The following is a 21358-nucleotide window of genomic DNA, read 5'->3' as shown; positions in this document are numbered from 1 at the left end:
TGCGCCGCTTCAAGCGTGAGCCGCAGGCTAAGACTCGCCAAACCCAGGCCCGCAGTCGTCGAGGATTTTTCATGAATAGGCTTTACCGGACCTCCCGCCAGGGAGTGGCCGCCCCGCGGTTCGCGCTCAAGCCCCTGAGCCTGGGCCTCGGCCTGCTGCTGTCCAGCGCCGCGCCTTCGGCCTGGGCCACCGCGACCGAACTGCCGGCGGTGGCCGTCACCGGCGAAGACGCCTCCGGTTATCAGGCCGACAGCGCTTCGGTCGGTGGTTTCGAGGCGGCGCCATTGCTTGATACGCCAGCCTCGATTTCGGTGGTCAATGAAGCCTTGATCAAGGATCAGCAGGCTCGCCTGCTCAGCGAAGTCCTGCGCAACGACGCCTCGGTGGGTGAAAGCTACGCGCCGGTCGGTTACTACGAAAACTTCGTCGTGCGTGGTTTCTCCCTTAACTCCGCCAGCAGCTACAAGATCAACGGCCGCACCATCACCGGCGAGCAGAACGTCGGGCTGGAAAACAAGCAGCAAGTGGAGTTGCTCAAAGGCCTTTCCGGTCTGCAAAGCGGTGTCAGCGAGCCCGGTGGTCTGGTCAACTACGTGACCAAGCGGCCTGCCGATGTGCGTTCGGTCACCGTCGCCACTGATGATCGAGGCACTGGTTACCTGGCCACCGACGTCGGTGGCTGGTTCGGCAGCGAGCAGCAGTTCGGCCTGCGCGCCAACCTGGCCCACGAAGACCTGCATTCCTACGTCGAACACACCAATGGCCAGCGCGATTTCGCCTCGTTGGCCTTCGACTGGAACATCAGCCCCGATGCACTGCTGCAACTGGATGTCGAGTACCAGACCAAAGAACAGCGTTCGGCACCGGGTTATCAATTGCTCGGCGGTTCCAGCCTGCCGCACCACGCCTCGCCGAAAAAACTCCTGGCACACCAGAGCGGTTCGAAGCCGGTCACCACCGATGCGCTGAACCTCAACGGCAACTTCGAATACCGCTTCAGCGACCAGTGGAAAGGCAGCCTCAGCGCCTCGCGCAGCCGGGTGGTGATCGATGACTACAGCTCGTTCGCCTGGGGCTGCTATGGCTCCGTCAGTTGCGCCAGCGCGGCGGTGCCAAATTACTTCAGCCCCGAGGGTGACTACGACATTTACGATTTCCGCAGCCCCGACGATACCCGCCGCAACGACGAAGTGCAGGCTGTCCTGAGCGGCCGCTTCGAAACCGGCGGCCTGGGCCACGAACTGAGCGTCGGGACCAGCGCGTTCCGCCGCGTGGTGGACAAACGTGATGCCATCAATCAGATGATCGGCAGTGCCAACATCAACAGCGAGCCGGCTGATTTTGCTCGCTACGAGGGACCGCTCAACGATTCCTACCGACGCCTGGACAGCCGTCAGTACGGGCTGTTCTTCAATGACTGGATCAGCTTCAACGAGCAATGGCAGGCAGTGCTCGGCGGGCGCGAAGTGCGCCTGGATGAAGAGACCTTCGACAGCCAGGGCGACACCACCCGGCACACCCAACGCTATGAGTTCCTGCCCCAGGCCGCGCTGATCTACAAACCGGTGCAAAACCTGTCGCTGTACACCCGCTACAGCAAGGGCCTGTCCCTGGGCGGCGAAGCGGCGTGGTTCACCACCAATGCCTATGAAATCCTCGCCCCCACCGTATCGCGACAAATCGAGGCCGGGGTCAAATACGACTGGCAGCGCATCAGCCTGGCCGCGGCGCTGTTCCAGATCCGTCAGGCCTACCAGTACTCGCGACCGAATGACGACGGCACGTTCACGTTCACCCAACAGGGCGAACAGAAGAACACCGGGCTCGAGCTCTCGGCCAATGGCTGGGCCAGCCAGCGCCTGCAGCTTTCTGCCAGTGTCGCGGCGATTCGCGCGCGGGTCACCGACAGCGGCACGCCAGCTTATGAAGGCCACCAGGCAATCAACGTACCGACCCTGCGCGCCAACCTTTACGGCGACTATGCCCTGCCCTGGTTCGACGGCCTGGCTCTGCTCGGCGGAGTGCAGTACAGCGCCAGCAAGTACGCCAACCGCCAAGGTGAAGTGCAGACCGGTGCCTATGCCATTTTCAACATCGGCAGCCGCTACAGCACTCGCATCGACGGTTACGACACCGTGTTCCGCCTGACCGTGGACAACCTGTTCGATAAACGCTACTGGCGTGACGCCGGTGAATACATGGGCGATGGCTACGTGTTCCAGGGCGCCCCACTGACCGCCCGGCTGAGCGCCTCGATCAACTTCTGACCGTGCGCCCCGACCGTTTCAGTTGAGGAGCCCACTCCCTAGCGTCGGGCCAACTCATGCCGGATGCATTGCTCGTAATACGTTTGCTTGATACCAGCAGGCTTGAGACGCGAGGGACTGTTATAGGTTTGTTCGGTAATGCCCATGGCCGTCATGCGCATCCACGGCCGGGGGAATTTTTGCGATTGCAGTTTCTTGCGTGCCCCGTAAAGCGTGAATCCGGAAAGCTTCGCCGCTTGTGCGTCTGCGGCTATATCCGAGCCCCAACTGCAGACGAAACGACTGTTTTTGCTCAGGTCCTTTGCCTGAGCCTCAAGCGAGAGAGTCACCAGGGCAAACGTTGCAGCCATCCATACCAAAGTCCGCATATCGCCAATGCCTAACCTTCTGAAAAGAAAGCAAGTTTGACAACGAAACGGAAGCCGGGGGGCCAGCAGTTCGCCTCATTCTCAGTTGTTTTTTTGGTCTCGATCGGCACAGCAGAGTCTCCTTGACGACGTCCGAAACTTTTTTGAGCTTTAACTGAGCCTTGCAGTCTCTAGTTTAAGAGCGTCTATCGACAGCTCATTGGGGCTGTATCGGCAAAGGCGTACTCCCGCTGCTGTTGCGCCATCTTGAGCTTGAGCCGCAGCGACTGTTGATCCTCAGCCCCGATGAAGATGGACGCTTGCTCGCGCAGGAATTCGGCGTCTCCCACCAAGCCGAGCAACTGGACCAGAGCAATTACGAGGCGGTGCTCGACCCTCTTTTGAGCGCTGGCGATTTCCTGCTCAACCTCTCGGTGGGGGTATCGAGCCTGTCCCTGATTCAGTTCGCCCAGCGTAAAGGCGTGCTGTATCTGGACACCTGTATCGAGCCGTGGGAAGGCGGTTATGTCGACCCCGACAAATCCCTGTCCGAAAGATCCAACTATGCGTTGAGGGAAGCGGCGCTTCAGCTTCGGGCTGAAAGCGCGCAAGGTCTGCCCACCGCCATGTTGACCCACGGTGCCAATCCGGGGCTGGTGTCTCACCTGGTCAAACAGGCACTGATCAACCTCGCTGAAGATTTGGGCGACACAACGCCCCTGCCAGCGACTCGCGAAGAATGGGCGCAACTGGCCAGCCGACTGAATATCCGCTGCATCCACATCGCCGAACGCGATTCGCAGTATTCATCGCAGCACAAAATCGCCGATGAGTTCGTCAACACCTGGTCAGTGGACGGCTTCATCAGTGAAGGCAGCCAACCGACGGAGTTGGGTTGGGGCAGCCATGAGAAAGCACTTCCCGAGGATGGCTATTACCACGCCTTCGGGTGCCAGTGCGGGATCTATCTGCAACGCCCCGGCGCCTCCACGCGGGTTCGAACCTGGACACCCTCGACGGGGCCAACCCATGGGCTGCTCGTGACCCACAACGAAGCCCTGTCGATTGCCAACTACCTGACCCTTGGCCAGGGAAGGCAGCCGACTTACCGGCCGACCGTCCACTACGCCTATCGGCCCTGTGACGATGCCCTGCTCTCGGTGCATGAACTCGCCGAGCGCAACTGGAAACCCCAGAGCGGCGAGCGCCTGCTCGATGATGAAATCCTCGACGGCAGTGACGAACTCGGCGTGCTGCTGATGGGGCATGCCAGAAACAGTTATTGGTATGGCTCGCGCTTATCGATCCAGCAAGCCCGGGCTCTATGCCCCTATAACAGCGCCACCAGCCTGCAAGTGACGGCGGGAGTGCTGGCCGGCGTGATCTGGGCGATTCGCAATCCTCAACACGGCATCGTCGAACCGGATGAATTGCCGTTCAGGGAGATTCTGCAGATCTGCATGCCCTACCTGGGCAATGTAGAAGGCATTTATTCCGACTGGACGCCCCTTACCGGACGTCACTCACTGATGCCCGAGCAGACCGATGAATCCGATCCGTGGCAATTCGTGAACGTCAGGATTACTTGAAGGCCTGACGTGGTTTATTCCACGCCAGGCAACGGCTCAAATACCGGAACCGTTCTGAAATGAGTCGCCCGTGCCAGACTCTCTTTGCCACGCCCGATGCAGCAGATCGATGACTTCTTCGTCCGATGTCTGCGAAAAATCCGTGTACCAATGGCCGATCGAAATCAGCCAATCGGGGATCAGCGGGCAAATCAGCTCGTCCACTTCGTCGCGCAGCGCCTCTGCCGTCTCAAGGGGGGCCACCGGCACGGCAACGACGATGCGAGAAGGCGCTTGCAGGCGCACGGCCTGTATCGCCGCCATCATCGTAGCCCCTGTCGCCAGGCCGTCATCGATCAGAATCACCACCTGATCCTTCAGCGCCAAAGGTGCGCGCGATGCCCGGTATGCCCGCTCGCGACGCAACAATTCCTGCGTTTCCTTTGCAACCACGCCATCGAGCGTACGTTGATCAATACCGTTAGCTCGCAGCGCATCTTCATTGACGATTTGTATGCCGCCACTGGCAATCGCGCCCATGGCGAACTCCTGATGGGACGGTACTCCCAACTTGCGCACCAGCATCAGGTCCAGGCGAACCTCCAGGGCCGTGGCCACTTCATAGGCGACCGGAACGCCGCCACGGGGCAAGGCGAGGACGATGACGTCGGCTCTTTTAGCGTATTTAAGCAACGGTTCCACCAGGCTTCGGCCGGCATCTACCCGGTCAAGCAAGATGGTTTGCAATGAAGGACTGGTCATTTGAAAACCTCCCTGGGGCGGAAGCCCCAAAAATCGGGCGTTCGTTTGACGGCGACCATCATTCCGATTGGGGAGCCTGCCACTAGACCGCCAGAATGCTGCAAGGCACCTGATACAGAATATGTTCGGTCGTGCTGCCAAGCAGTCGTTCCAGACCACGGTATTGGGTTCTGCCCACCACGACCACATCCATCTGATGCTGGTGGGCGAATTCGCTCAGCACCGAGACAGGGTGCCCCATGATGAAATGCCGACAGTCAGAGGGCACACCGAACCGAGCGGCCAATTTGAGAAAAGACTTTTCCAGGTCGCTGCGCAACTCCCTGGTAAGCTCCGCGAGCGTCAGACCGCCGCCCATGTCCGCCAGAAACGCTGCCGAAATGTCACAGGCGTACAGCAGATGCAACTCGGCATTGCACTGCAGCGCAAGGCCCGACGCCTGCAAGATGATCCGGTCATTGAGTTCACTGTTCGAAGGCTCGGTGTCTGATACGTCAACCGCGGCCACCACCTTCTGCGGCAAGGCGTGACCTTCGCCGCCCACCATGTAAACCGGTACCGGACAATGGCGCAACAAACGCCAATCCAGCGGCGTGAAGAACGCGCGCTTGAGCACGGGTTCATGCTGCACTTGCTTGATCAACAGATCGGGCTGCATTTGCGTGACGTGGTCAAGGATGTCCTGGCGCATGTTGTCAGCCCATGCGACTTCGGTTGTCACCTCGATCCCCCGGCCTTGCATCTTTACCGCCTGCTCATCGAGCCAGTCGCGGTGCTCCTGCAGGTAACTCGCCCGAGCCATTTTGCGGTCGCCCTCTTCGAGCAGCGACAGAATGTCCAACGAGGGGATCAGGCCGGCAATGTGCAAGCTGGCCCCGCTGGCCTTGGCCAGGGCAGCGCCATGGTTGATCGCAGGCGAATGGCGCAGCAGCGGGTTGATGATCAGTAATAACCGTTGATACTGGCTCATGATCTGACTCCAGACAGATGGATCCTCGACGCCGGCTCGAGAATCCAGCATCAGGCCCAGACTCCGCCCTTAACGCCTCTTAGGTCTTGATTTATATCAACTCCTTGAATGAGGCATCGCAGGGGCCACTTGAAAAGAATAGTTCACAACGGTGCCGTGCAACTCGTGCCGGAGTCATCGCCGATGGCCGTTCGCCTGAAAATCGGCGATCTGCTGCCACATCGCGATCGGGTTGGAGTACATGGGGAAATGCCCGCAGTGAGAAATCGGCGCCAACCGCACGCCTTGGGCCTGGATATGCGGCAGATAGGACAATGAAGCGTTCTGCTCGCCGTACATGAACATGCGTGGGCATGGCAGGCCGAGGAACTTGTCCATCAAGTCGGCGTTGTCGGAAAGATCGACCATCGACTCGAAGATCCCGCGCACCGCTGCGGCACGAACCTTGTGCCGCAAGCTTGCGGAATAAAGCGCACTGGCATAAGCCGGCGCGTCCCGGGCGCGTTCGATGAAGGCGGCGAAAAACACCTCGGGATCGTCCGCCGGGTAATCGACGATCTGCCGGCTGAGGAAACAGTCCTCCGGGGCGACATTGCCCTCGATGTCGACGAAGCTGAGCACACGGTCCGGGCATTGATGAGCCAGCATCAGTGCGGTCAGTCCGCCCATGGAATGGCCGACCAGATGAAACCGTTCGATACCGAAATGCTCCAGCATCTGCAACGCGGTCTTCAGCAGAAAAGGGATGGAAATCCGCGAAAGGTCACTGCACTGGCTCTCCCCGCAACCCGGTGCGTCATAAGCGACGAAAGGATGACCGGCGAATGCGGCGTGCTGCACGATGTCGGCATAGTCTTCCTTGGTCGAGCCAAACCCATGCAGGAACACAATCGGCGCCAGGACACCGTCGCGATGAAGGGTGGCGATGTTCAGCTGGACGCCCTCCACCGTCAGAGGGATGTGCGCTTGGGTGAAGGTTTCGGGTATGGACACGTGATGGATTCCTTGAGCGAAAAGGTGACCGCCGGTCCGCAAATGCTGTTCACTGTGGCGAGCGAGCTTGCTCGCGCCGGGCTGCGTAAGCGGCCCCGGAAATCTGACAAACATTGCCTGTTTTTGTGAGTGCTGCGCACTCAAGCGGGAGCAAGCTCCCTCGCCACAGGTTTGCGCCGGCAGGCCGTCAATTTCGCGGGGATCGGGCCGTCTGTAAATTCCTGATTCGGGAATACCGTCATAGGTCAAACCTATCAAACTGTTTTTTTGGAGCCGGGCAACCACCTCCTCCACCAGTGGGTTGGGCCGATCGGCATTCCAGGCCACCGCAGTCGTCACCACATTGAGCGGCTGGCTCAGTGGTCGCAGCACCACATTATCGGGGGCCAGTTTTTTCAGCGACGCCGGCACCAGGGCGATGCCTTGCCCACAACTGACGAAAGCGATTTGCGAAGCGACGGAGCGCACTTCATGCAATACGCGCGGGGAAAAACCACTGGCGCGGCAGGTCGCGATCAGGTTGTCGAAGTACACCGGGCTGACCTTTCGGGAAAACATCACCAAGGGCTCGGTGGCCAGGCTCGACAGGCTGATGCGCTTGCGTGCAGCCAATGGATGATCAATGGGCAGGGCCACGACCAGGCGATCCTCGGTCAGCGGCAGCGACTTGATCGAGGCCCCCAGATCACCGTCCAGACGGGCGAAGGCCAGGTCGATGTCCCCGGCTTCCAGCGCAGGCACGGCTTCGACGCTGTCGATTTCCCGCACAGACACGGTGAGGTGCGGGTATTCGATCTTCAGTTGCTCGATCAACCCGGGCAACACATCGAACATCGCCGTGGAAATCGCACCGACGGTCAACATCCCCGACTGCCCCGCCACCGCCTCTTCCACGGCCAGTTCCAGACGCTCCAGTTGCTCAGCGAATTTGCGCACCGCGGGCAGGATCGCCGCGCCCACCGGAGTCAGCTTCGCCCCGCGCCGCGAGCGGTCGAACAGCTTGACCTTGAGCGCTTGCTCCAACACCTGAATCTGCTCGCTCAGCGGCGGCTGGGACATCCCCAGGCGCTTGGCGGCGCGGCCGAAATTCTGTTCCTCGGCAACAGCCAGGAACAACCAGAGGTGACGAATCAGACGGAAATTGATCATGGCTAATCCATAGGTTTAACGTATGTAATGCTTCTGTTATTAGTAATATACCTATCAAATTGTCTCGCTGACACTGGGCGCCTCCGTCACCACTGGGGCTTTCCCATGATCAATAAGAGTTTGCTGGATCGCTTGGCGGCGCTGGACACCAACACGGTTTCCGACGCACTCGACTTCCTCGGCCTGCCGGGCGCCACCGTGGGGCTACGCCCGCTGTGGAACTGCCCGAAGATCGTCGGCCGTGCCAGTACCGTATTGCTGGCGCCCAAGTCCGACAATGTACCGACCGTGCACCTGATTACCCCGGTGGTTGAACAGATCGACGGTGACGATCGTGTGCTGGTGATCGCCGGCGGCATCGAAGGTATTTCCTGCTGGGGCGACATCCTCGCCAATGCCGCGGCCGGCAAGCAGGTGCGTGGCACGGTGATCGACGGTTTCAGCCGCGACATCGACGGCAGCGAAGCGATTGGCTACCCGGTTTATGGCCGTGGGGTCACCATGATCAGTGCGCGCAATCGGGTGGTGCAGATCGATGCGGCGGTGACGGTCAAGGTGGCCGGTGTCGACGTCAGCGAGGATGACTATGTCATTGCCGATACCTGCGGAACCGTGTTCGTCCCCCAAACCTATATCGAAAAGGTCATCGATCTCGGCGAGCGCATCGCCCGCCGCCAGGACGGCATGGTCGAGGCCGTGCGCAGCGGCCGCTCGGTGGCCGAGGTGATGCACGACACCCAATTCGAAGCGATCCGCGTGGAGCATGCCTGATGAATCTTGAAGACAAAGAACTGGTCGCCTTGTTTGAAGGCCTCGACACTCCTGGCGTCTCCGATGCTCTGGACAAACTCGGCCTGCCCGGGCAATGCCTCGGCGTGGCACCGCTGGACAATTACGGCAAGGTCATCGTCGGACCGGCGTTCACCGTGCAGTACGTCTCGGCCAGCGTTCCTCCGGGTACGGTGGGCGACTTCATCGAAGACGTCGCTCCCGGCGACGTAGTGGTCATCGACAACGGCGGCCGCACCGACTGCACCGTTTGGGGCGACATCATGACCCAGTACGCGGGCACCCGACAGATCGCCGCCACGGTCATCGACGGGGTGTGCCGTGATGTGAACAAAGCGCTGGGCGATGGCTATCCGATGTTCAGCAAAGGTCGCTACATGCGCACTGGCAAAGACCGCGTGCAAGTGCAGTCGGTCAACCAGCCAGTGTCCATCGGCACGGCGCGGGTTTGCTCCCGTGACATCGTGGTCGCCGACGCCAACGGCGTGGTGATCGTGCCTCGCGCCCGTGCCGCTGAAGTGGCGGCGTGTGCCCGTCAGATCGAATCGGTCGAAGCCGACATTCGTGCCCTGATCACTCAAGGCAAAACCCTTAAAGAAGCCCGGGCCGCCCTGGGTTACCACAACCTGCAGAGGAAAGTCTGATGACCACGCTCCCCTTCCCCCTGGATTTTCGCGCGCGGGCAAAAGTACTGGGCAGCTCGACACTGTATGAAGCGTCTCACCTGCCCTGCGCAGTCGACAGCGCGATCCGGCCGATCTGGGACGGCGCCTTTATCGCTGCCCCCGCCTACCCGCTGGAGTGTTCGCCGGGCGACAACCTCGCCCTGCATCTGGCGATGGAACGCGTACCCCGTGGCAGCGTACTGGTGGTGGGCACGGGTGGCTTTATCGCCGGTTATTGGGGCGAGGTGCTCACCGTGGCGGCCGAAGCGGCTGGCGTGGTCGGTCTGGTGATCGATGGTGGCGTACGCGATATCGCGGCGTTGAAGAAACGCCAGTTCCCGGTATTTGCCCGTGGCATCTCGGTCAAAGGCACGGTCAAGGCTAGCGCACCCTCGGTGGGACAACCGTTCAATTTCAATGGTGCTTTCGTGGCGCCGGGCGATCTGGTGGTGGCTGACGATGACGGTGTGATCATCATCCCCAAGGCCGATGCGGCACGCACCCTCGCAGAAGGCGAAGCGCGCGCGAACAAGGAAGCCCAGATGATGCAGGCGCTGACCGAAGGCCGCTCCACGCTGGAACTGATGAACCTGACCGACTGGAGAACCCGGGCATGAGCACCGACATTCAGCGCCTGAACCAACGTTTGGCCAGCGCACAGCCCTCGGCGACTTATCGGATCATGGATCGGGTGGCGGAGCGCCGGGCGAAAGGGGCGAAGATCATTTCGCTGTGTGCCGGCGAGCCCGATTTCGACACCCCAAAACATGTGCGTGAGGCAGCCATTCACGCCATCGAGCATGGCCACACCCGCTACACCCAGGTCGCCGGCGTGCGCTCATTGCGAGAAGCGGTGGCGGCCAAGTTCCGCCGCGAGAATGGCCTGGATGTGAGCTGGCAAGACACGCTGGTTTGTAACGGTGGCAAACAAGTGATCAACAACGCCCTGGCCGCGACCCTCAACGAGGGCGATCAGGTCATTGTGCCGGCGCCGTACTGGGTCAGTTACCCGGAAATGGTGCAACTGTGCGGCGGTGAGGCGCGGATCGTCACGTGCGATGCCGGTACCGGTTTCAAGCTGACGCCCGCGGCACTGGCCGCCGCGCTCACACCACAGACCCGTTGGTTGATCCTCAACTCACCGTCCAATCCGACCGGCGCGGTGTACAGCGAGGTGGAACTTCGTGCCTTGGCGGCTGTGCTGCTGGATCATCCCCACGTGCTGATTCTGGCCGATGACATCTATGAACACCTGATCTTCGACGATCAAGCGTTCCACACCCTGGCCCAGGTGGAGCCACGTCTGGCACCGCGCACCCTGACCATGAACGGTGTCTCGAAGGCCTACGCCATGACCGGCTGGCGCATCGGTTTTGCCACCGGGCCGCGATGGTTGCTGGAGGCCATGGAAAAGCTGCAGGGTCAGCAGACCTCGGGCGCGAGTTCTGTCTCGCAACAAGCCGCACTCGCCGCGCTGGAGGGGCCGAAAGACTTCATTCGCGCAAGCCGCGCCGCTTTCCAGGGCCGTCGCGATTTGATGGTGGCGCTGCTGAACGACACGCCGGGACTGGAATGCGTGAGCCCGGCGGGGGCGTTCTACGCGTTCGCCTCCTGTGCGGGACTGATCGGCCGCACCTCGCCCGCCGGTCGAATGCTGCACACCGACGAAGATGTCGCCCATGCGCTGCTCGACGAAGCGGATGTAGCGGTGGTGCATGGCAGTGCGTTCGGCCTTGGCCCCTACATTCGCATTGCCTATGCGCTGGACGACGCGTCATTGCGCCAGGCCTGCGAAGCCATTCGTGCGTTTTGTGTAGCGTTGCGTTAAGGAGTACGTGAACACAGTCAGTTGAACGCAATCCTTGTGGGAGCGGGCTTGCCCGCGAAGGCGGAGTATCAGGCAACATTAATGTCGTCTGACACGCCCTCATCGCGGGCAAGCCCGCTCCCACAGGTTCTGTGGTTGGCTGACCGGCATTGGGCAAGGGCAATCGCCAGGTTTTGTTTGTGACTCGGGTATTCATCACCCAGTCCCAAGAACAAACAACTCCAACATGGCCCAAACAGCATGCATCCGCAAAGACTGATCCTGCACAACGAGTTGCACGCGCGCCCTTCTCTGTATTTCGACGAGCCCGCCCACGTGTTTCATCTGGCGTTTCTGGCGAATGACGGCCAATGCGACACCCTGCTGAGTCGCTGCTGCCCCGGCCCGGTCGATCCGGATGCGGCCCAGGGCATCACCGAACTGGAGGGCCATGCCTTGAAGTGGGAGCGGCACGCGGAGTTCCTGACGCTGACGCTGGTGGTGCCCTCCTCCAGTCACGAGCCCTGCTGGAGCCCGCCCCCCAAAGCCTTGATGGACCGGGTCGAGCCCTTCATGCAGCACGTGATCAACGCTGTGCAGATTGTGGTGCGCACTGATACGTCCTTTTCTGGCGATTTGTCTGTTTATGGTTTCAAAGATCCTAGCGGCTCTTGCATAGGTGGAGGCGATGCGACGGTCTGGAGCGATTTTCGCCTGAGCCCCGACGGCACCAACCGTTTCCTGTTCATTAACAAACGCCTGAATGCATATCGGCTGGGACGGATGATCCGCCGCCTGCTGGAAATCGAAACCTACCGAATGATGGCTTCGCTTTCACTCATCACCGCGAAAGCCTTGAGCACTCAGCTAAACGTCTTCGACAAGACCCTGGTAAACCTCTCGGAACGTAATGCCGGCCCTGATACCGGAAATGCCAAAGAGCTGCTGACCGACATTGCCAACCTGTCGGCGCAAGTGGTCAGCAGCAGCGCAAAAACCCGACACCGCTTCAGCGCCACCCAAGCCTATGCACAGCTGGTTTTCGAGCGGTTGAGCGAACTCCGGGAAAGCCACGTGGGTGATTGCCAGCGACTGGGTATTTTCATCGAAAGACGCTTTAAACCCACGGTCAGATACTGCGCGGTCACCGAACAACGCCTGGAGCAACTGGCCGAAAGCGTGGCCAACCTCGGGGACTTGTTGCAGGCCCGTGTCCAGGTCGAAATGGAAGAGCAGAACTCGGAAATCCTGAATAGCCTGAACGCCCGCGCCGATACTCAAATCAAAATCCAGCGCGCGGTCGAAGGCTTGTCGATTATCGCCATCACCTATTACTTGTTGAGCCTGTTCAAGCTGTTCTACTCGGGATTGCATGTCATGGGCGCGGACATTTCCGCGAGAGACGCCCTGCTGGCCATGACCCCGCTCGCGCTCTGCGTCCTGCTGTTTATTTTGATCAGGATCAGGAAAGCCAAAGAGCATTGACCCACCGTAAAGTGGGAACGCAGTCGTCGAGGAGTTTTCATGGATATGCGCAAGTACGCCAACCGCCAGGGTGAAGTGCAGACCGGCGCCTATGCCATCTTCAACATCGGCAGCCGCTACAGCACGCGCATCGACGGTTACGACACGATGACCGCCGCCCCGTTCCGCCGGCTACACGGACAGAACGGGGCAGCGCGTCAAGGCAGTGCGATCAGAACGTCACACTGGCGCTGAGGCGTGCCGTGCGCGGTTCGCCGACATTGACCTGCAGCTGGCTGCCGGTGGAGGACGGGTAGTACTGTTTGTCGAACAGGTTGTCGACATTGAATTGCAGCGAAGTCTTGTACCCGAACACCGGCGATTCCCAACGCACGAAGGCATCGGCCACGGTATAGCTGCTCAGCCAGAAATCGTTGGCGTTGTTCGCCGCACGCTCGCCGACGTAACGCGCGCCAGCACCGGCATGCCAGGCCCCAAATTCCGCAGGGACGTTCAGGTGATGCGTGAGGTACAGGCTCGCGGTGTGCTTCGGCGCATTGGCGAGGCGGTGACCTTCGTCATCCGGATCGTCGAGGATTTCCGTGTGGGTGTAAGCGTAGGTGCCGATCAGGTCCCAGCGCTCGGCCACACGCCCGGTAATGTCCAGCTCCAGCCCCTGCGAACCGACCTTGCCCGCCGCCTCCGAGAGGCTGACGCCATTGACCGTCTGGCTGGTCACGACGTTTTTCTTGACGATGTCGAACAGCGCCAGGTTGATGTTCAGCCCCGGCAACGGATCGTACTTCGCACCGACCTCGTAGCTGCGGCCCTCCTCCGGATCGAAGGTGTGGCCGGCATCGTCGACTTCGGTATTGGGTTTGAACGAACGGCTGTAGTTACCGTACAGCGACAAGGTATCGGTGGCTTTGTAGACCAGGCCCAGAAACGGCACGAAGGCATCACCGTTATCGTCGCGGTTGACGGTGTAGCTTCTGCCGCGGCCTTGATCGCTGTACTGATCATAATGCTGCTGGCGACCGCCCAGGACCAGGATCCAGCGGTCATCGAGGTGCCAGTTATCCTTGAAGTACACCGAGCTGGAGGTCAGTTGGTTGCTCAGGTCGCTTTGGGTAGCGCTGACGAGACTGGGCTCGGCCAGACGACCATAAACCGGCGACGTGATGTCGAAACCAGACCGCGCGGTATTGCGGTAGGTTTTGCCACGGAATTGGTCGGACGCTTCGGTGTCCGCGCCGATCAGCAGGTCATGACGTTGGCCGAACAGTTCCTGCTGGCCGATGAAATCCCAACTGGCGTAACGGGTCTCATCATCGTAGTGAGCACCGTTGGCAGCACGTCGCAGATTATTGCCGGTCAACGAACTCGGCTGGGCAATCGAGAGGCTGTAGCGGTCGTTGTTCCACCCGTAGGTAACGCGGCTTTTCCAATCGTCACTCAGCTGATACTCGAAACGCGCGGTGGCCACTTCACGGATACCGACGCTTTTCGCCCAGCGTTCGTCGAGGCGCTTGTCGTAGTCGATGTCTGCCGGGTGACCGTTGGTGAACACCGTGCCGCGGTCGAAGGGATTGGAGTATTCGTTGTACTCGTAGCTCAGCGTCAAACTGGCGCGGTCGCCGGTCCAGGTCAGCGATGGCGCGACCAACGTGCTCTCATTCACGCCATAGTTGCGCCAGTAATCTTCATGGCCACGTTCAGCAATCAGGCGATAGGCCAGGCCCGTATCTCCCAACGGCCCGGTGGTATCCACCGCCAGGGTGCCGCCGCCTTCGCTATAAGCCGAGCCGCTCAGGGTTGTGCTCTGGGTGTATTCAGGCTTCTTGCTGATCACGTTGATCAGTCCGCCGGGCTCCAGCGCGCCGTACAGCATCGAGGCAGGCCCTTTGAGTACTTCGACGCGTTCCGTCGTGGCACTGAAGTTGTGCCCCAGATTGGAACGCACGCCATCGCGCAGGATCGAGCCGTCATCGTTGGTGCCAAAACCACGCTTGACCAGCGAGTCCCGGGAGCCGCCCAAGGTGTTGCCCTGGCTGACGCCGCTGACGAACTTCATGGCGTCGGCCAGCGAGCGCACCTGATAATCGTCCAGGGTCTGCTGGGTGACCACATTGATCGATTGCGCCTCTTCCTTGATCGGCACATTGCTTTTGCTCGCCGTGCTGGCTTGAGAAGTGGTGTAGCTCGTGTCTTGGCTGACGCGACTCGCCTGAATATCAGTGGTCGGCAGTTCGATCGCTTCCTGTGCCCACAATGGACTGGCAAACATAACGCAGGAGAGTGTTGGCAACGCGTGTTTCATGAAGACTTTGCGGCGGGCAAAGGGATGGGGATGGCTCAAGACGTCGCGCTCAATGAGTTAGTAGGAATGCTTCTCATTGTATGATGCGATGTATTTGCAGTAAATACGTTAACGGTCTTCAAGGGCATCGGCAGTAATGACCCCGCTACTGATCTCGCCCGCCCAGAGAGCTGTAAAACCATCAATGGATCCACTGCATCGTTAACAAACGGAATCAGTTTGACAAACACCCCATAAATCAACATTAATGGATCCACTAAATAACAACAAACAGCCTTGGAGAATCTCCATGTACCCCAAGAACACCTGGTACGTCGCCTGTACGCCCGATGAAATCGCCGACAAGCCGCTAGGCCGTCAGATCTGTGGTGAAAAGATGGTTTTTTACCGCGGGCACGAAGGCAAGGTAGCGGCCGTCGAGGACTTCTGCCCCCATCGCGGCGCACCGCTGTCTTTGGGTTATGTGGAAAACGGCAATCTGGTTTGCGGCTATCACGGCCTGGTGATGGGCTGCGACGGCAAGACCGTGGAAATGCCCGGGCAGCGGGTTCGCGGTTTCCCGTGCAACAAGACGTTCGCCGTGGTCGAGCGCTATGGGTTTATCTGGGTCTGGCCCGGTGATCAGGCGTTGGCGGATCCGGTGCTGATCCATCACCTGGAATGGGCAGTCAGTGACGAGTGGGCCTATGGCGGCGGCCTGTTCCATATCCAGTGCGACTACCGGCTGATGATCGACAACCTGATGGACCTGACTCACGAAACCTACGTTCACGCGTCCAGCATCGGCCAGAAGGAAATCGACGAAGCGCCGCCGGTGACTACGGTCGACGGCGACGAGGTGGTCACTGCCCGCCACATGGAAAACATCATGGCCCCGCCTTTCTGGCGCATGGCCCTGCGCGGCAACAACCTGGCCGACGATGTACCGGTGGACCGCTGGCAGATCTGCCGCTTCACCCCGCCTAGCCATGTGCTGATCGAAGTCGGCGTGGCCCATGCCGGCCATGGCGGTTATCACGCGCCTCAACAGCTCAAGGCGTCGAGCATCGTCGTCGACTTCATCACCCCGGAAACCGAAACCTCGATCTGGTACTTCTGGGGCATGGCGCGCAACTTCAATCCGCAGGATGAAGCCTTGACCGCGAGCATTCGCGAGGGACAGGGCAAGATTTTCAGCGAGGACCTGGAGATGCTCGAACGCCAGCAACAGAACCTGCTCAGCCATCCCGCGCGCAGCTTGCTCAAGCTCAATATTGACGCTGGCGGTGTACAGTCGCGTCGCGTTCTGGAGCGCCTGATCGCCAAGGAACAAGCCCCGCAGGAGTCAATGGCATGATCGAAGTGCTGGTGGTATCGCGCAACAACGAAGCCCACGACATCTGCAGCTATGAGCTGGCCAGTGTCGATGACCGACCGCTGCCGGCCTTCAGCGCCGGTGCGCATATCGATGTGCACCTGCCTGGCGGCTTGATCCGGCAATACTCCCTGTGCAACCACCCCGAAGAACGCCATCGCTACCTGATCGGTGTGCTCAAGGACCCGACCTCCCGGGGCGGTTCACTGGCCATGCACGAGCAGATCCAGCCCGGCATGCGCCTGCCGATCAGTGAACCGCGCAACCTGTTCCCGTTGGTCCATGAGGCCAGGCGCAGCCTGCTGTTCGCTGGCGGTATCGGGATCACGCCGATCCTGTGCATGGCCGAACGCCTGGCACACAGTGGCGCGGATTTCGAGCTGCATTACTGTGCCCGATCACGGGACCGTGCAGCCTTTGTCGAACGCCTGCAGCACTCGCCTTTTGCCGACCGGGTGTTCCTGCATTTCGATCAGGAACCCGAGACCGTGCTGGACGCGGCCAAGGTCCTGGCCATGCCTCAGAGCGACGTTCATTTATACGTGTGTGGCCCCGGCGGTTTCATGCAGCACGTGCTGGACACGGCCAAGGCCGAAGGCTGGCAGGAGCAATGCCTGCACCGCGAGTACTTCGCCGCCGCGCCCGTCGACACTGGCGCCGATGGCAGTTTCTCGATCAAGGTCGCCAGCAGCGGCCAGGTCTTCGAGGTGCCGGCCGACAAGAGCGTGGTGCAAGTACTACAAGACCAAGGCATCGAGATCGCCATTTCCTGTGAACAAGGCATTTGTGGCACTTGCCTGACGCGAGTTCTGGAGGGGGTACCGGAGCATCGCGACCTGTTCCTCACCGAGGATGAACAGGCCTGCAACGACCAGTTCACCCCTTGCTGCTCGCGTTCGAAAACGCCGCTGCTGGTGTTGGATATCTAGAACCTATTCCGAGCGGAGAATGACCTTCATCCGCTCGTCAGCCGTCGCTGAGCCGAAGATCTCGGCATAGCGCAATGTGGCATTGGCGTGTTCGCGCATGATCGCTTCGGCACGCGCGCCCTGGCGATTGACCAGGGCATCGAACACCGAGTGGTGTTGCATGTGGGCATAGTTGAAGCGTCGATATTCCCGCACCATGTCGTTGCGGTCCACGGCCAGGGCGGTCACCGAAGCGAAGGGCAAATGGTCGTTGCGCGCCAGGGCATCAGCGATCGCCGGGTTGTGGCTGCCTTTGACGATCACCTCGTGAAAACGCATGTTGAGGTCGTGATAGACCTCCAGGTCTTCTATGGTCACGTACCCTTTGTCGAACAGTTGATCACCCTGCATCAGGCATTGTTCGAGGGTCGCCCGGGCTTCGTCCGATAGCCCGCGCTCGGCGGTCTGACGCGCCGCCAGGCCTTCGAGTACACCTCGCACTTCAACCGCACCGGCAATGTCATCGGGGCTGACCGAACGCACCTGAAACCCGCGCCCGCCAAAACGCACCAGCAAGCCTTCCTGCTCCAGCGTGCGGAACGCCATGCGCACCGGCATCCGCGAAACACCGAACAACTCCGCCGTAGGGATTTCCATCAACCGCTCGCCCGCCGCCAGCTCGCCCGAGGCGATCATTTTGCGCAATGCGACCAGCACCGTTTGACCGGGCTTACTCATCCAGGCAACTTCCAGAAAGGTGGGTCTGCATAGTAACGCAAGAGAGTGACGCCAGGTTTGGGCAGAGGCCGCGGTGTTCTGCCTCAGCCTTGATAGGCCGGGTTTTCGATCAGCAGAGCCATGCCCTGCCCGCCACCGACACACGCGGCGGCGATGCCATAACGCAGATTACCCTCGCGCAGTTGCCTGGCCAGGGTCAGCACCAGGCGCAAACCTGTAGCGGCCAAAGGATGCCCCAAAGCAATCGAGCCGCCCCGCCGGTTGAGCCGGTCGCCGTCCAGTTCAAGCGCCTGGGCCACAGCCAATACCTGAGCGGCCTGGGCCTCATTGATCTCCAGCAAACCGATTTCGCCAAGGGACATCCCGCTACGTTGCAAGAGCAACTGGATGGCTGGCGCCGGCCCTATCCCCATGAATTCCGGTGCCACGCCTACCACGGCACTCGCCAGCAAATGAGCCAATACCGGACGCCGGGCCGCAGAGGCTCGCCCCACCAGCGCGGCCGCCGCGCCATCAACCACCGCGCAACTGTTGCCGGCCGTTTGCACACCACCCACATGCACCGCCCGCAACCGGCCCAAGGTGTCCAGATCGGTGGGTCGCGGATGACTATCGCGAGTCACGCGGTCTACACCCCGTGGCAACTGGATACTGCGTGGCTGATAGCCGGCCAGTTCAAAGCGCTCATTGCCGAGCGCCACCAGCTCCGGTTCAAACCAGCCGTCAGCCTGGGCCTGCAGCGCCAATTGATGGCTGTCGAGGGCGAACCGATCCACTTCTTCGCGGCTCAGACCATGCCGCCGAGCCAGGTTGTCGGCGGTGGTGATCATGTCGACGCCTGGGGCCGGGTCGTAGAGGGCTTCCCAGAGAAAATCCTTGAACGCCACCTCGGCACCGAGCCGGAAACCGCTGCGGTGGGTGTAAGCGGCAATCGGGTTACGCGACATCGATTCGGCCGCCACACACAAGGCTAATTGCACACCGTCATCCAGCTGCCTGGCGGCCTGCCGCAAGAGTTCGAAACCGGTGGCGCAGATGCGCTGCACACCCAGCGCCGGAGTCTCTTGCGGCACGCCACTGTAAAGGCCGATATGCCGAGGCAGCAGGTAAGCATCAAAACTGGCCTGAGCCATCGAGCCGGCGAGCACGCTATCGACCGAGGATGGATCAATAGCCGCGCGGGCCAGCACCTCGCGCCCGACCTTGATCCCCAGGTCGATCGGCGAAACCTGGGCCAAGGCCCCACCGAGATCGACCCAAGGCGTGCGCAGTGCTTCGAAAATCGCCACATCGCTAAAGCTCGAATACTGCCCCGCGCTGCTCACGACAGAGGTCCGGCACGCAGGATGGAAGGTTCTTCGCCGCGATACAGCGCCTCGACCTTGTCGGCGCGCCATTGCAGCACCGCGCGCTGGTTGATTGAGCCCTTGTCGGTGATTTCCCCGCGGTCGATAGAGGCGGGTTCGTCGAGCAGCGCGATCCATTCCAGGCGGCTGGCATTACCGGTGGCGTCGCGGTTGAGCCGCTGTAGCCAATCGCTGAACCACTGACGCACCGGCGCGCTGGCCAGGACCTCGGCATCGCTGGCGTGGGCACTCAAGCCGGCCAGACGTCGGCATTCATACATCCGGGGAAAGACCAGTGCACCCAGGCATTCGCGATCCGGCGCGGCCACCACCAAGTCCTGAACATAGGGCGTACCTTCTAGCACCGCGCGATTGCGCAGCGGGCCGACGCTGACAAACACGCCGGAGCTGAGTTTGAAGTCCTCGGCGATGCGCCCGTCGAACATCAGTCCCAGTTGCGGATCACGGGGGTCAGCCAGTTTCAGCGCATCGCCGGAACAGTAGAAACCCTGTTCGTCGAACACCTCGGCAGTCTGCTGCGGCGCGCGCCAGTAACCGGGCATGATGTGCGGCCCGCGAAAACGCCCCTCCAGCTTGCCGTCCACCGGCACCAAGCGCACTTCGCAACCGGGAGCCGGCAGGCCGATATAGCCGGCCATGGACAGCGGCCCGGTGGTGAACGTGCAGGACGGCGACGCCTCGGTCATGCCGAGCCCGGCCATCATGCGAATGCGTTCGCCACAATGCTGTTCGGCGACCCGGTCCAGGCGATCCCAAACCCGTTGGGACAAACCGGCGGCGGCGAAAAAGAACAGCTTCATGCGCGAGAAGAAACATTCGCGCAACTCGCCATCCTGCTCCAGCGCGTTGACCAGTTCTTCCCAGCCCTTGGGCACGGTGAGGTACGCGGTGGGCGATATTTCCTTGAGGTTGCGCAGTGTTTCAGCAAACCCCTGGACGGTCGGCTTGCCGTCGTCCAGGTAAAAGGTGCCGCCGTTGTACAGCACGATGCCGACGTTGTGGCTGCCGCCGAAGGTGTGATTCCACGGCAACCAGTCCACCAGCACCGGAGGTTCTTCGCCGAACACCGGAAAGGTCTGCAACAGCATCTGCTGGTTGGCGCAGAGCATGCGCTGGGTGGTGATCACTGCCTTGGGCAGTTTGGTGGAGCCTGAGGTAAACAGAAATTTGGCGATGCTGTCCGGCCCGGTAGCCGTGAAGGCGCAATCGGCCTCGGCACCACCGGGCTGCGCCAGCAGGCTGGCAAAACTCACCTGATTGCGACCCGGTATTTGGCCGCGCACGCTGATCAGCGGCGTTTCGGCCGGCAGCACCGCATCGATCGCCCGCTGATAGACCGCGGCGTCGCTGACGAACACCAGGCCCGGCTGCAACAAATTGCAGACATGCCGCAGCTTGGCGAAATCCTGGGACAACAACGAATAGGCAGGAGAGACCGGGCAATAAGGAATCCCGGCATACATCGCGCCCAGGGCAATCTGTAAATGCTCGATGTCGTTGCCCGAGAGGATCGCCAGCGGGCGCTCTGCCGAAAGCCCATAACCCAATAGGCTTTGGGCAATGGCGCGGACACTGGTCAGCATCTCGGCGTAACTCACCCGGCGCCAGTCGCCGCCCTCCTGGCGAGCGGCGATAAAGGTCTGTTGCGGGCGCACCCGGGCCCAATGCACCAGGCGATCGAGCAAGCGTACGGGCAACTCGGCCAAGGGCTCCAGGGAGCGCATATGCAATATGCCCTGCTCCTCGCTGACCTCGACCGCAGGGCGGCCGATGGACACCTGGCGATAGCGCGGCGCGTTGGCCTCGGTCTGGGGTGGCGATCTGAATTCGGAACTCACGTGCTTGTTCTCCATCAAGGCACGCCACCGGTCCGCCGGGAAGCGGTCAACC

18 protein-coding genes and 1 pseudogene are annotated in these 21358 nt (G+C 61.0%); 10 read left to right on the top strand and 9 right to left on the bottom strand.

What is annotated here, in order from left to right; genetic code table 11:
* The first annotated feature begins 71 nt into the window (after positions 1–71).
* Positions 72–2267 carry a TonB-dependent siderophore receptor gene (locus tag PSH65_RS15290; RefSeq protein ID WP_305426828.1) on the top strand — a complete coding sequence of 732 codons (2196 nt, stop codon included), beginning with the start codon at positions 72–74 and terminating at the stop codon, positions 2265–2267.
* Positions 2268–2305: 38 nt separating this feature from the next.
* On the opposite strand, the gene PSH65_RS15285 is transcribed toward PSH65_RS15290, so the two are convergent.
* Positions 2306–2635, bottom strand: coding sequence for a hypothetical protein (locus PSH65_RS15285; protein ID WP_305426827.1), 330 nt, complete (start codon positions 2633–2635; stop codon positions 2306–2308).
* A gap of 236 nt (positions 2636–2871) precedes the next feature.
* On the opposite strand from PSH65_RS15285, the gene PSH65_RS15280 reads away from it, so the two are divergent.
* Positions 2872–4203, top strand: a complete 1332-nt coding sequence (locus PSH65_RS15280) for a homospermidine synthase (RefSeq protein ID WP_305426826.1) — start codon at positions 2872–2874, stop codon at positions 4201–4203.
* Between the two features lie 36 nt (positions 4204–4239).
* On the opposite strand, the gene PSH65_RS15275 is transcribed toward PSH65_RS15280, so the two are convergent.
* The 4 genes and pseudogenes from PSH65_RS15275 to PSH65_RS15260 all read right to left on the bottom strand — a co-directional run.
* Entirely contained in the window at positions 4240–4944 is a 705-nt protein-coding gene (locus tag PSH65_RS15275) for a phosphoribosyltransferase (protein WP_305426825.1), read from the bottom strand.
* An 82-nt stretch (positions 4945–5026) separates the two neighbouring features.
* Complete coding sequence (locus PSH65_RS15270) at positions 5027–5914, bottom strand: universal stress protein (protein WP_305426824.1); 888 nt, start codon at positions 5912–5914, stop codon at positions 5027–5029.
* A gap of 174 nt (positions 5915–6088) precedes the next feature.
* Complete coding sequence (locus PSH65_RS15265) at positions 6089–6907, bottom strand: alpha/beta fold hydrolase (protein WP_305426991.1); 819 nt, start codon at positions 6905–6907, stop codon at positions 6089–6091.
* A gap of 261 nt (positions 6908–7168) precedes the next feature.
* Positions 7169–8056 (bottom strand): annotated as a pseudogene (locus tag PSH65_RS15260) (LysR family transcriptional regulator); the annotation flags it as partial.
* Between the two features lie 105 nt (positions 8057–8161).
* On the opposite strand from PSH65_RS15260, the gene PSH65_RS15255 reads away from it, so the two are divergent.
* From PSH65_RS15255 to PSH65_RS15230, 6 genes are all read left to right on the top strand, one after another.
* Entirely contained in the window at positions 8162–8827 is a 666-nt protein-coding gene (locus tag PSH65_RS15255) for an RraA family protein (RefSeq protein WP_305426823.1), read from the top strand.
* A complete protein-coding gene (locus PSH65_RS15250) occupies positions 8827–9489 on the top strand; it encodes an RraA family protein (RefSeq protein WP_305426822.1) in 663 nt (220 codons plus the stop codon). Before PSH65_RS15255 ends, PSH65_RS15250 begins: the two co-directional genes overlap by 1 nt.
* Positions 9489–10127 carry an RraA family protein gene (locus PSH65_RS15245; protein ID WP_305426821.1) on the top strand — a complete coding sequence of 213 codons (639 nt, stop codon included), beginning with the start codon at positions 9489–9491 and terminating at the stop codon, positions 10125–10127. The genes PSH65_RS15250 and PSH65_RS15245 overlap by 1 nt, the downstream gene beginning before the upstream one ends.
* A complete protein-coding gene (locus tag PSH65_RS15240; RefSeq protein ID WP_305426820.1) occupies positions 10124–11338 on the top strand; it encodes a pyridoxal phosphate-dependent aminotransferase in 1215 nt (404 codons plus the stop codon). Before PSH65_RS15245 ends, PSH65_RS15240 begins: the two co-directional genes overlap by 4 nt.
* Before the next feature lie 240 nt (positions 11339–11578).
* Entirely contained in the window at positions 11579–12802 is a 1224-nt protein-coding gene (locus PSH65_RS15235; RefSeq protein ID WP_305426819.1) for a DUF3422 domain-containing protein, read from the top strand.
* Between the two features lie 39 nt (positions 12803–12841).
* Complete coding sequence (locus tag PSH65_RS15230) at positions 12842–13036, top strand: hypothetical protein (protein WP_305426818.1); 195 nt, start codon at positions 12842–12844, stop codon at positions 13034–13036.
* On the opposite strand, the gene PSH65_RS15225 is transcribed toward PSH65_RS15230, so the two are convergent.
* Positions 13014–15101: a TonB-dependent siderophore receptor gene (locus PSH65_RS15225; RefSeq protein WP_305426990.1), complete on the bottom strand. Its 2088-nt coding sequence runs from the start codon at positions 15099–15101 to the stop codon at positions 13014–13016. The two genes, PSH65_RS15230 and PSH65_RS15225, sit on opposite strands and share 23 nt — an antisense overlap.
* A gap of 289 nt (positions 15102–15390) precedes the next feature.
* Here PSH65_RS15225 and PSH65_RS15220 point away from each other — a divergent pair, with 289 nt between their 5' ends.
* Together PSH65_RS15220 and PSH65_RS15215 are read left to right on the top strand one after the other, a co-directional pair.
* Positions 15391–16437, top strand: coding sequence for an aromatic ring-hydroxylating dioxygenase subunit alpha (locus tag PSH65_RS15220; protein WP_305426817.1), 1047 nt, complete (start codon positions 15391–15393; stop codon positions 16435–16437).
* Positions 16434–17384, top strand: a complete 951-nt coding sequence (locus tag PSH65_RS15215) for a PDR/VanB family oxidoreductase (protein WP_305426816.1) — start codon at positions 16434–16436, stop codon at positions 17382–17384. Before PSH65_RS15220 ends, PSH65_RS15215 begins: the two co-directional genes overlap by 4 nt.
* Positions 17385–17387: 3 nt before the next feature.
* On the opposite strand, the gene PSH65_RS15210 is transcribed toward PSH65_RS15215, so the two are convergent.
* The 3 genes from PSH65_RS15210 to PSH65_RS15200 all read right to left on the bottom strand — a co-directional run bounded on the left by PSH65_RS15210 (position 17388) and on the right by PSH65_RS15200 (position 21306).
* Entirely contained in the window at positions 17388–18101 is a 714-nt protein-coding gene (locus PSH65_RS15210) for a GntR family transcriptional regulator (protein WP_305426815.1), read from the bottom strand.
* Positions 18102–18184: 83 nt separating this feature from the next.
* The gene (locus PSH65_RS15205) at positions 18185–19426 is read right to left on the bottom strand and encodes a thiolase family protein (RefSeq protein WP_305426814.1); all 1242 of its coding nucleotides are present in this window, start codon (positions 19424–19426) and stop codon (positions 18185–18187) included.
* Positions 19423–21306 (bottom strand): feruloyl-CoA synthase, encoded by a 1884-nt coding sequence (locus PSH65_RS15200; RefSeq protein ID WP_305426813.1) that lies wholly within the window; start codon positions 21304–21306, stop codon positions 19423–19425. The genes PSH65_RS15205 and PSH65_RS15200 overlap by 4 nt, the downstream gene beginning before the upstream one ends.
* Between the last annotated feature and the right edge of the window lie 52 nt (positions 21307–21358).

This window comes from Pseudomonas sp. FP603 (assembly GCF_030687415.1).
Lineage (GTDB): Bacteria > Pseudomonadota > Gammaproteobacteria > Pseudomonadales > Pseudomonadaceae > Aquipseudomonas > Aquipseudomonas wuhanensis.
This window is presented reverse-complemented; position numbering and strand designations above follow the sequence as displayed.

What these genes read in the sequence shown, in the direction of transcription:
- PSH65_RS15290 (WP_305426828.1), top strand. Translation starts at nt 72, where the DNA reads ATGAATAGGCTTTACCGGACCTCCCGCCAGGGAGTGGCCGCCCCGCGG.
- PSH65_RS15285 (WP_305426827.1), bottom strand. Translation starts at nt 2,635, where the DNA reads ATGCGGACTTTGGTATGGATGGCTGCAACGTTTGCCCTGGTGACTCTC.
- PSH65_RS15275 (WP_305426825.1), bottom strand. Translation starts at nt 4,944, where the DNA reads ATGACCAGTCCTTCATTGCAAACCATCTTGCTTGACCGGGTAGATGCC.
- PSH65_RS15270 (WP_305426824.1), bottom strand. Translation starts at nt 5,914, where the DNA reads ATGAGCCAGTATCAACGGTTATTACTGATCATCAACCCGCTGCTGCGC.
- PSH65_RS15255 (WP_305426823.1), top strand. Translation starts at nt 8,162, where the DNA reads ATGATCAATAAGAGTTTGCTGGATCGCTTGGCGGCGCTGGACACCAAC.
- PSH65_RS15250 (WP_305426822.1), top strand. Translation starts at nt 8,827, where the DNA reads ATGAATCTTGAAGACAAAGAACTGGTCGCCTTGTTTGAAGGCCTCGAC.
- PSH65_RS15245 (WP_305426821.1), top strand. Translation starts at nt 9,489, where the DNA reads ATGACCACGCTCCCCTTCCCCCTGGATTTTCGCGCGCGGGCAAAAGTA.
- PSH65_RS15240 (WP_305426820.1), top strand. Translation starts at nt 10,124, where the DNA reads ATGAGCACCGACATTCAGCGCCTGAACCAACGTTTGGCCAGCGCACAG.
- PSH65_RS15235 (WP_305426819.1), top strand. Translation starts at nt 11,579, where the DNA reads ATGCATCCGCAAAGACTGATCCTGCACAACGAGTTGCACGCGCGCCCT.
- PSH65_RS15230 (WP_305426818.1), top strand. Translation starts at nt 12,842, where the DNA reads ATGGATATGCGCAAGTACGCCAACCGCCAGGGTGAAGTGCAGACCGGC.
- PSH65_RS15225 (WP_305426990.1), bottom strand. Translation starts at nt 15,101, where the DNA reads ATGAAACACGCGTTGCCAACACTCTCCTGCGTTATGTTTGCCAGTCCA.
- PSH65_RS15220 (WP_305426817.1), top strand. Translation starts at nt 15,391, where the DNA reads ATGTACCCCAAGAACACCTGGTACGTCGCCTGTACGCCCGATGAAATC.
- PSH65_RS15215 (WP_305426816.1), top strand. Translation starts at nt 16,434, where the DNA reads ATGATCGAAGTGCTGGTGGTATCGCGCAACAACGAAGCCCACGACATC.
- PSH65_RS15210 (WP_305426815.1), bottom strand. Translation starts at nt 18,101, where the DNA reads ATGAGTAAGCCCGGTCAAACGGTGCTGGTCGCATTGCGCAAAATGATC.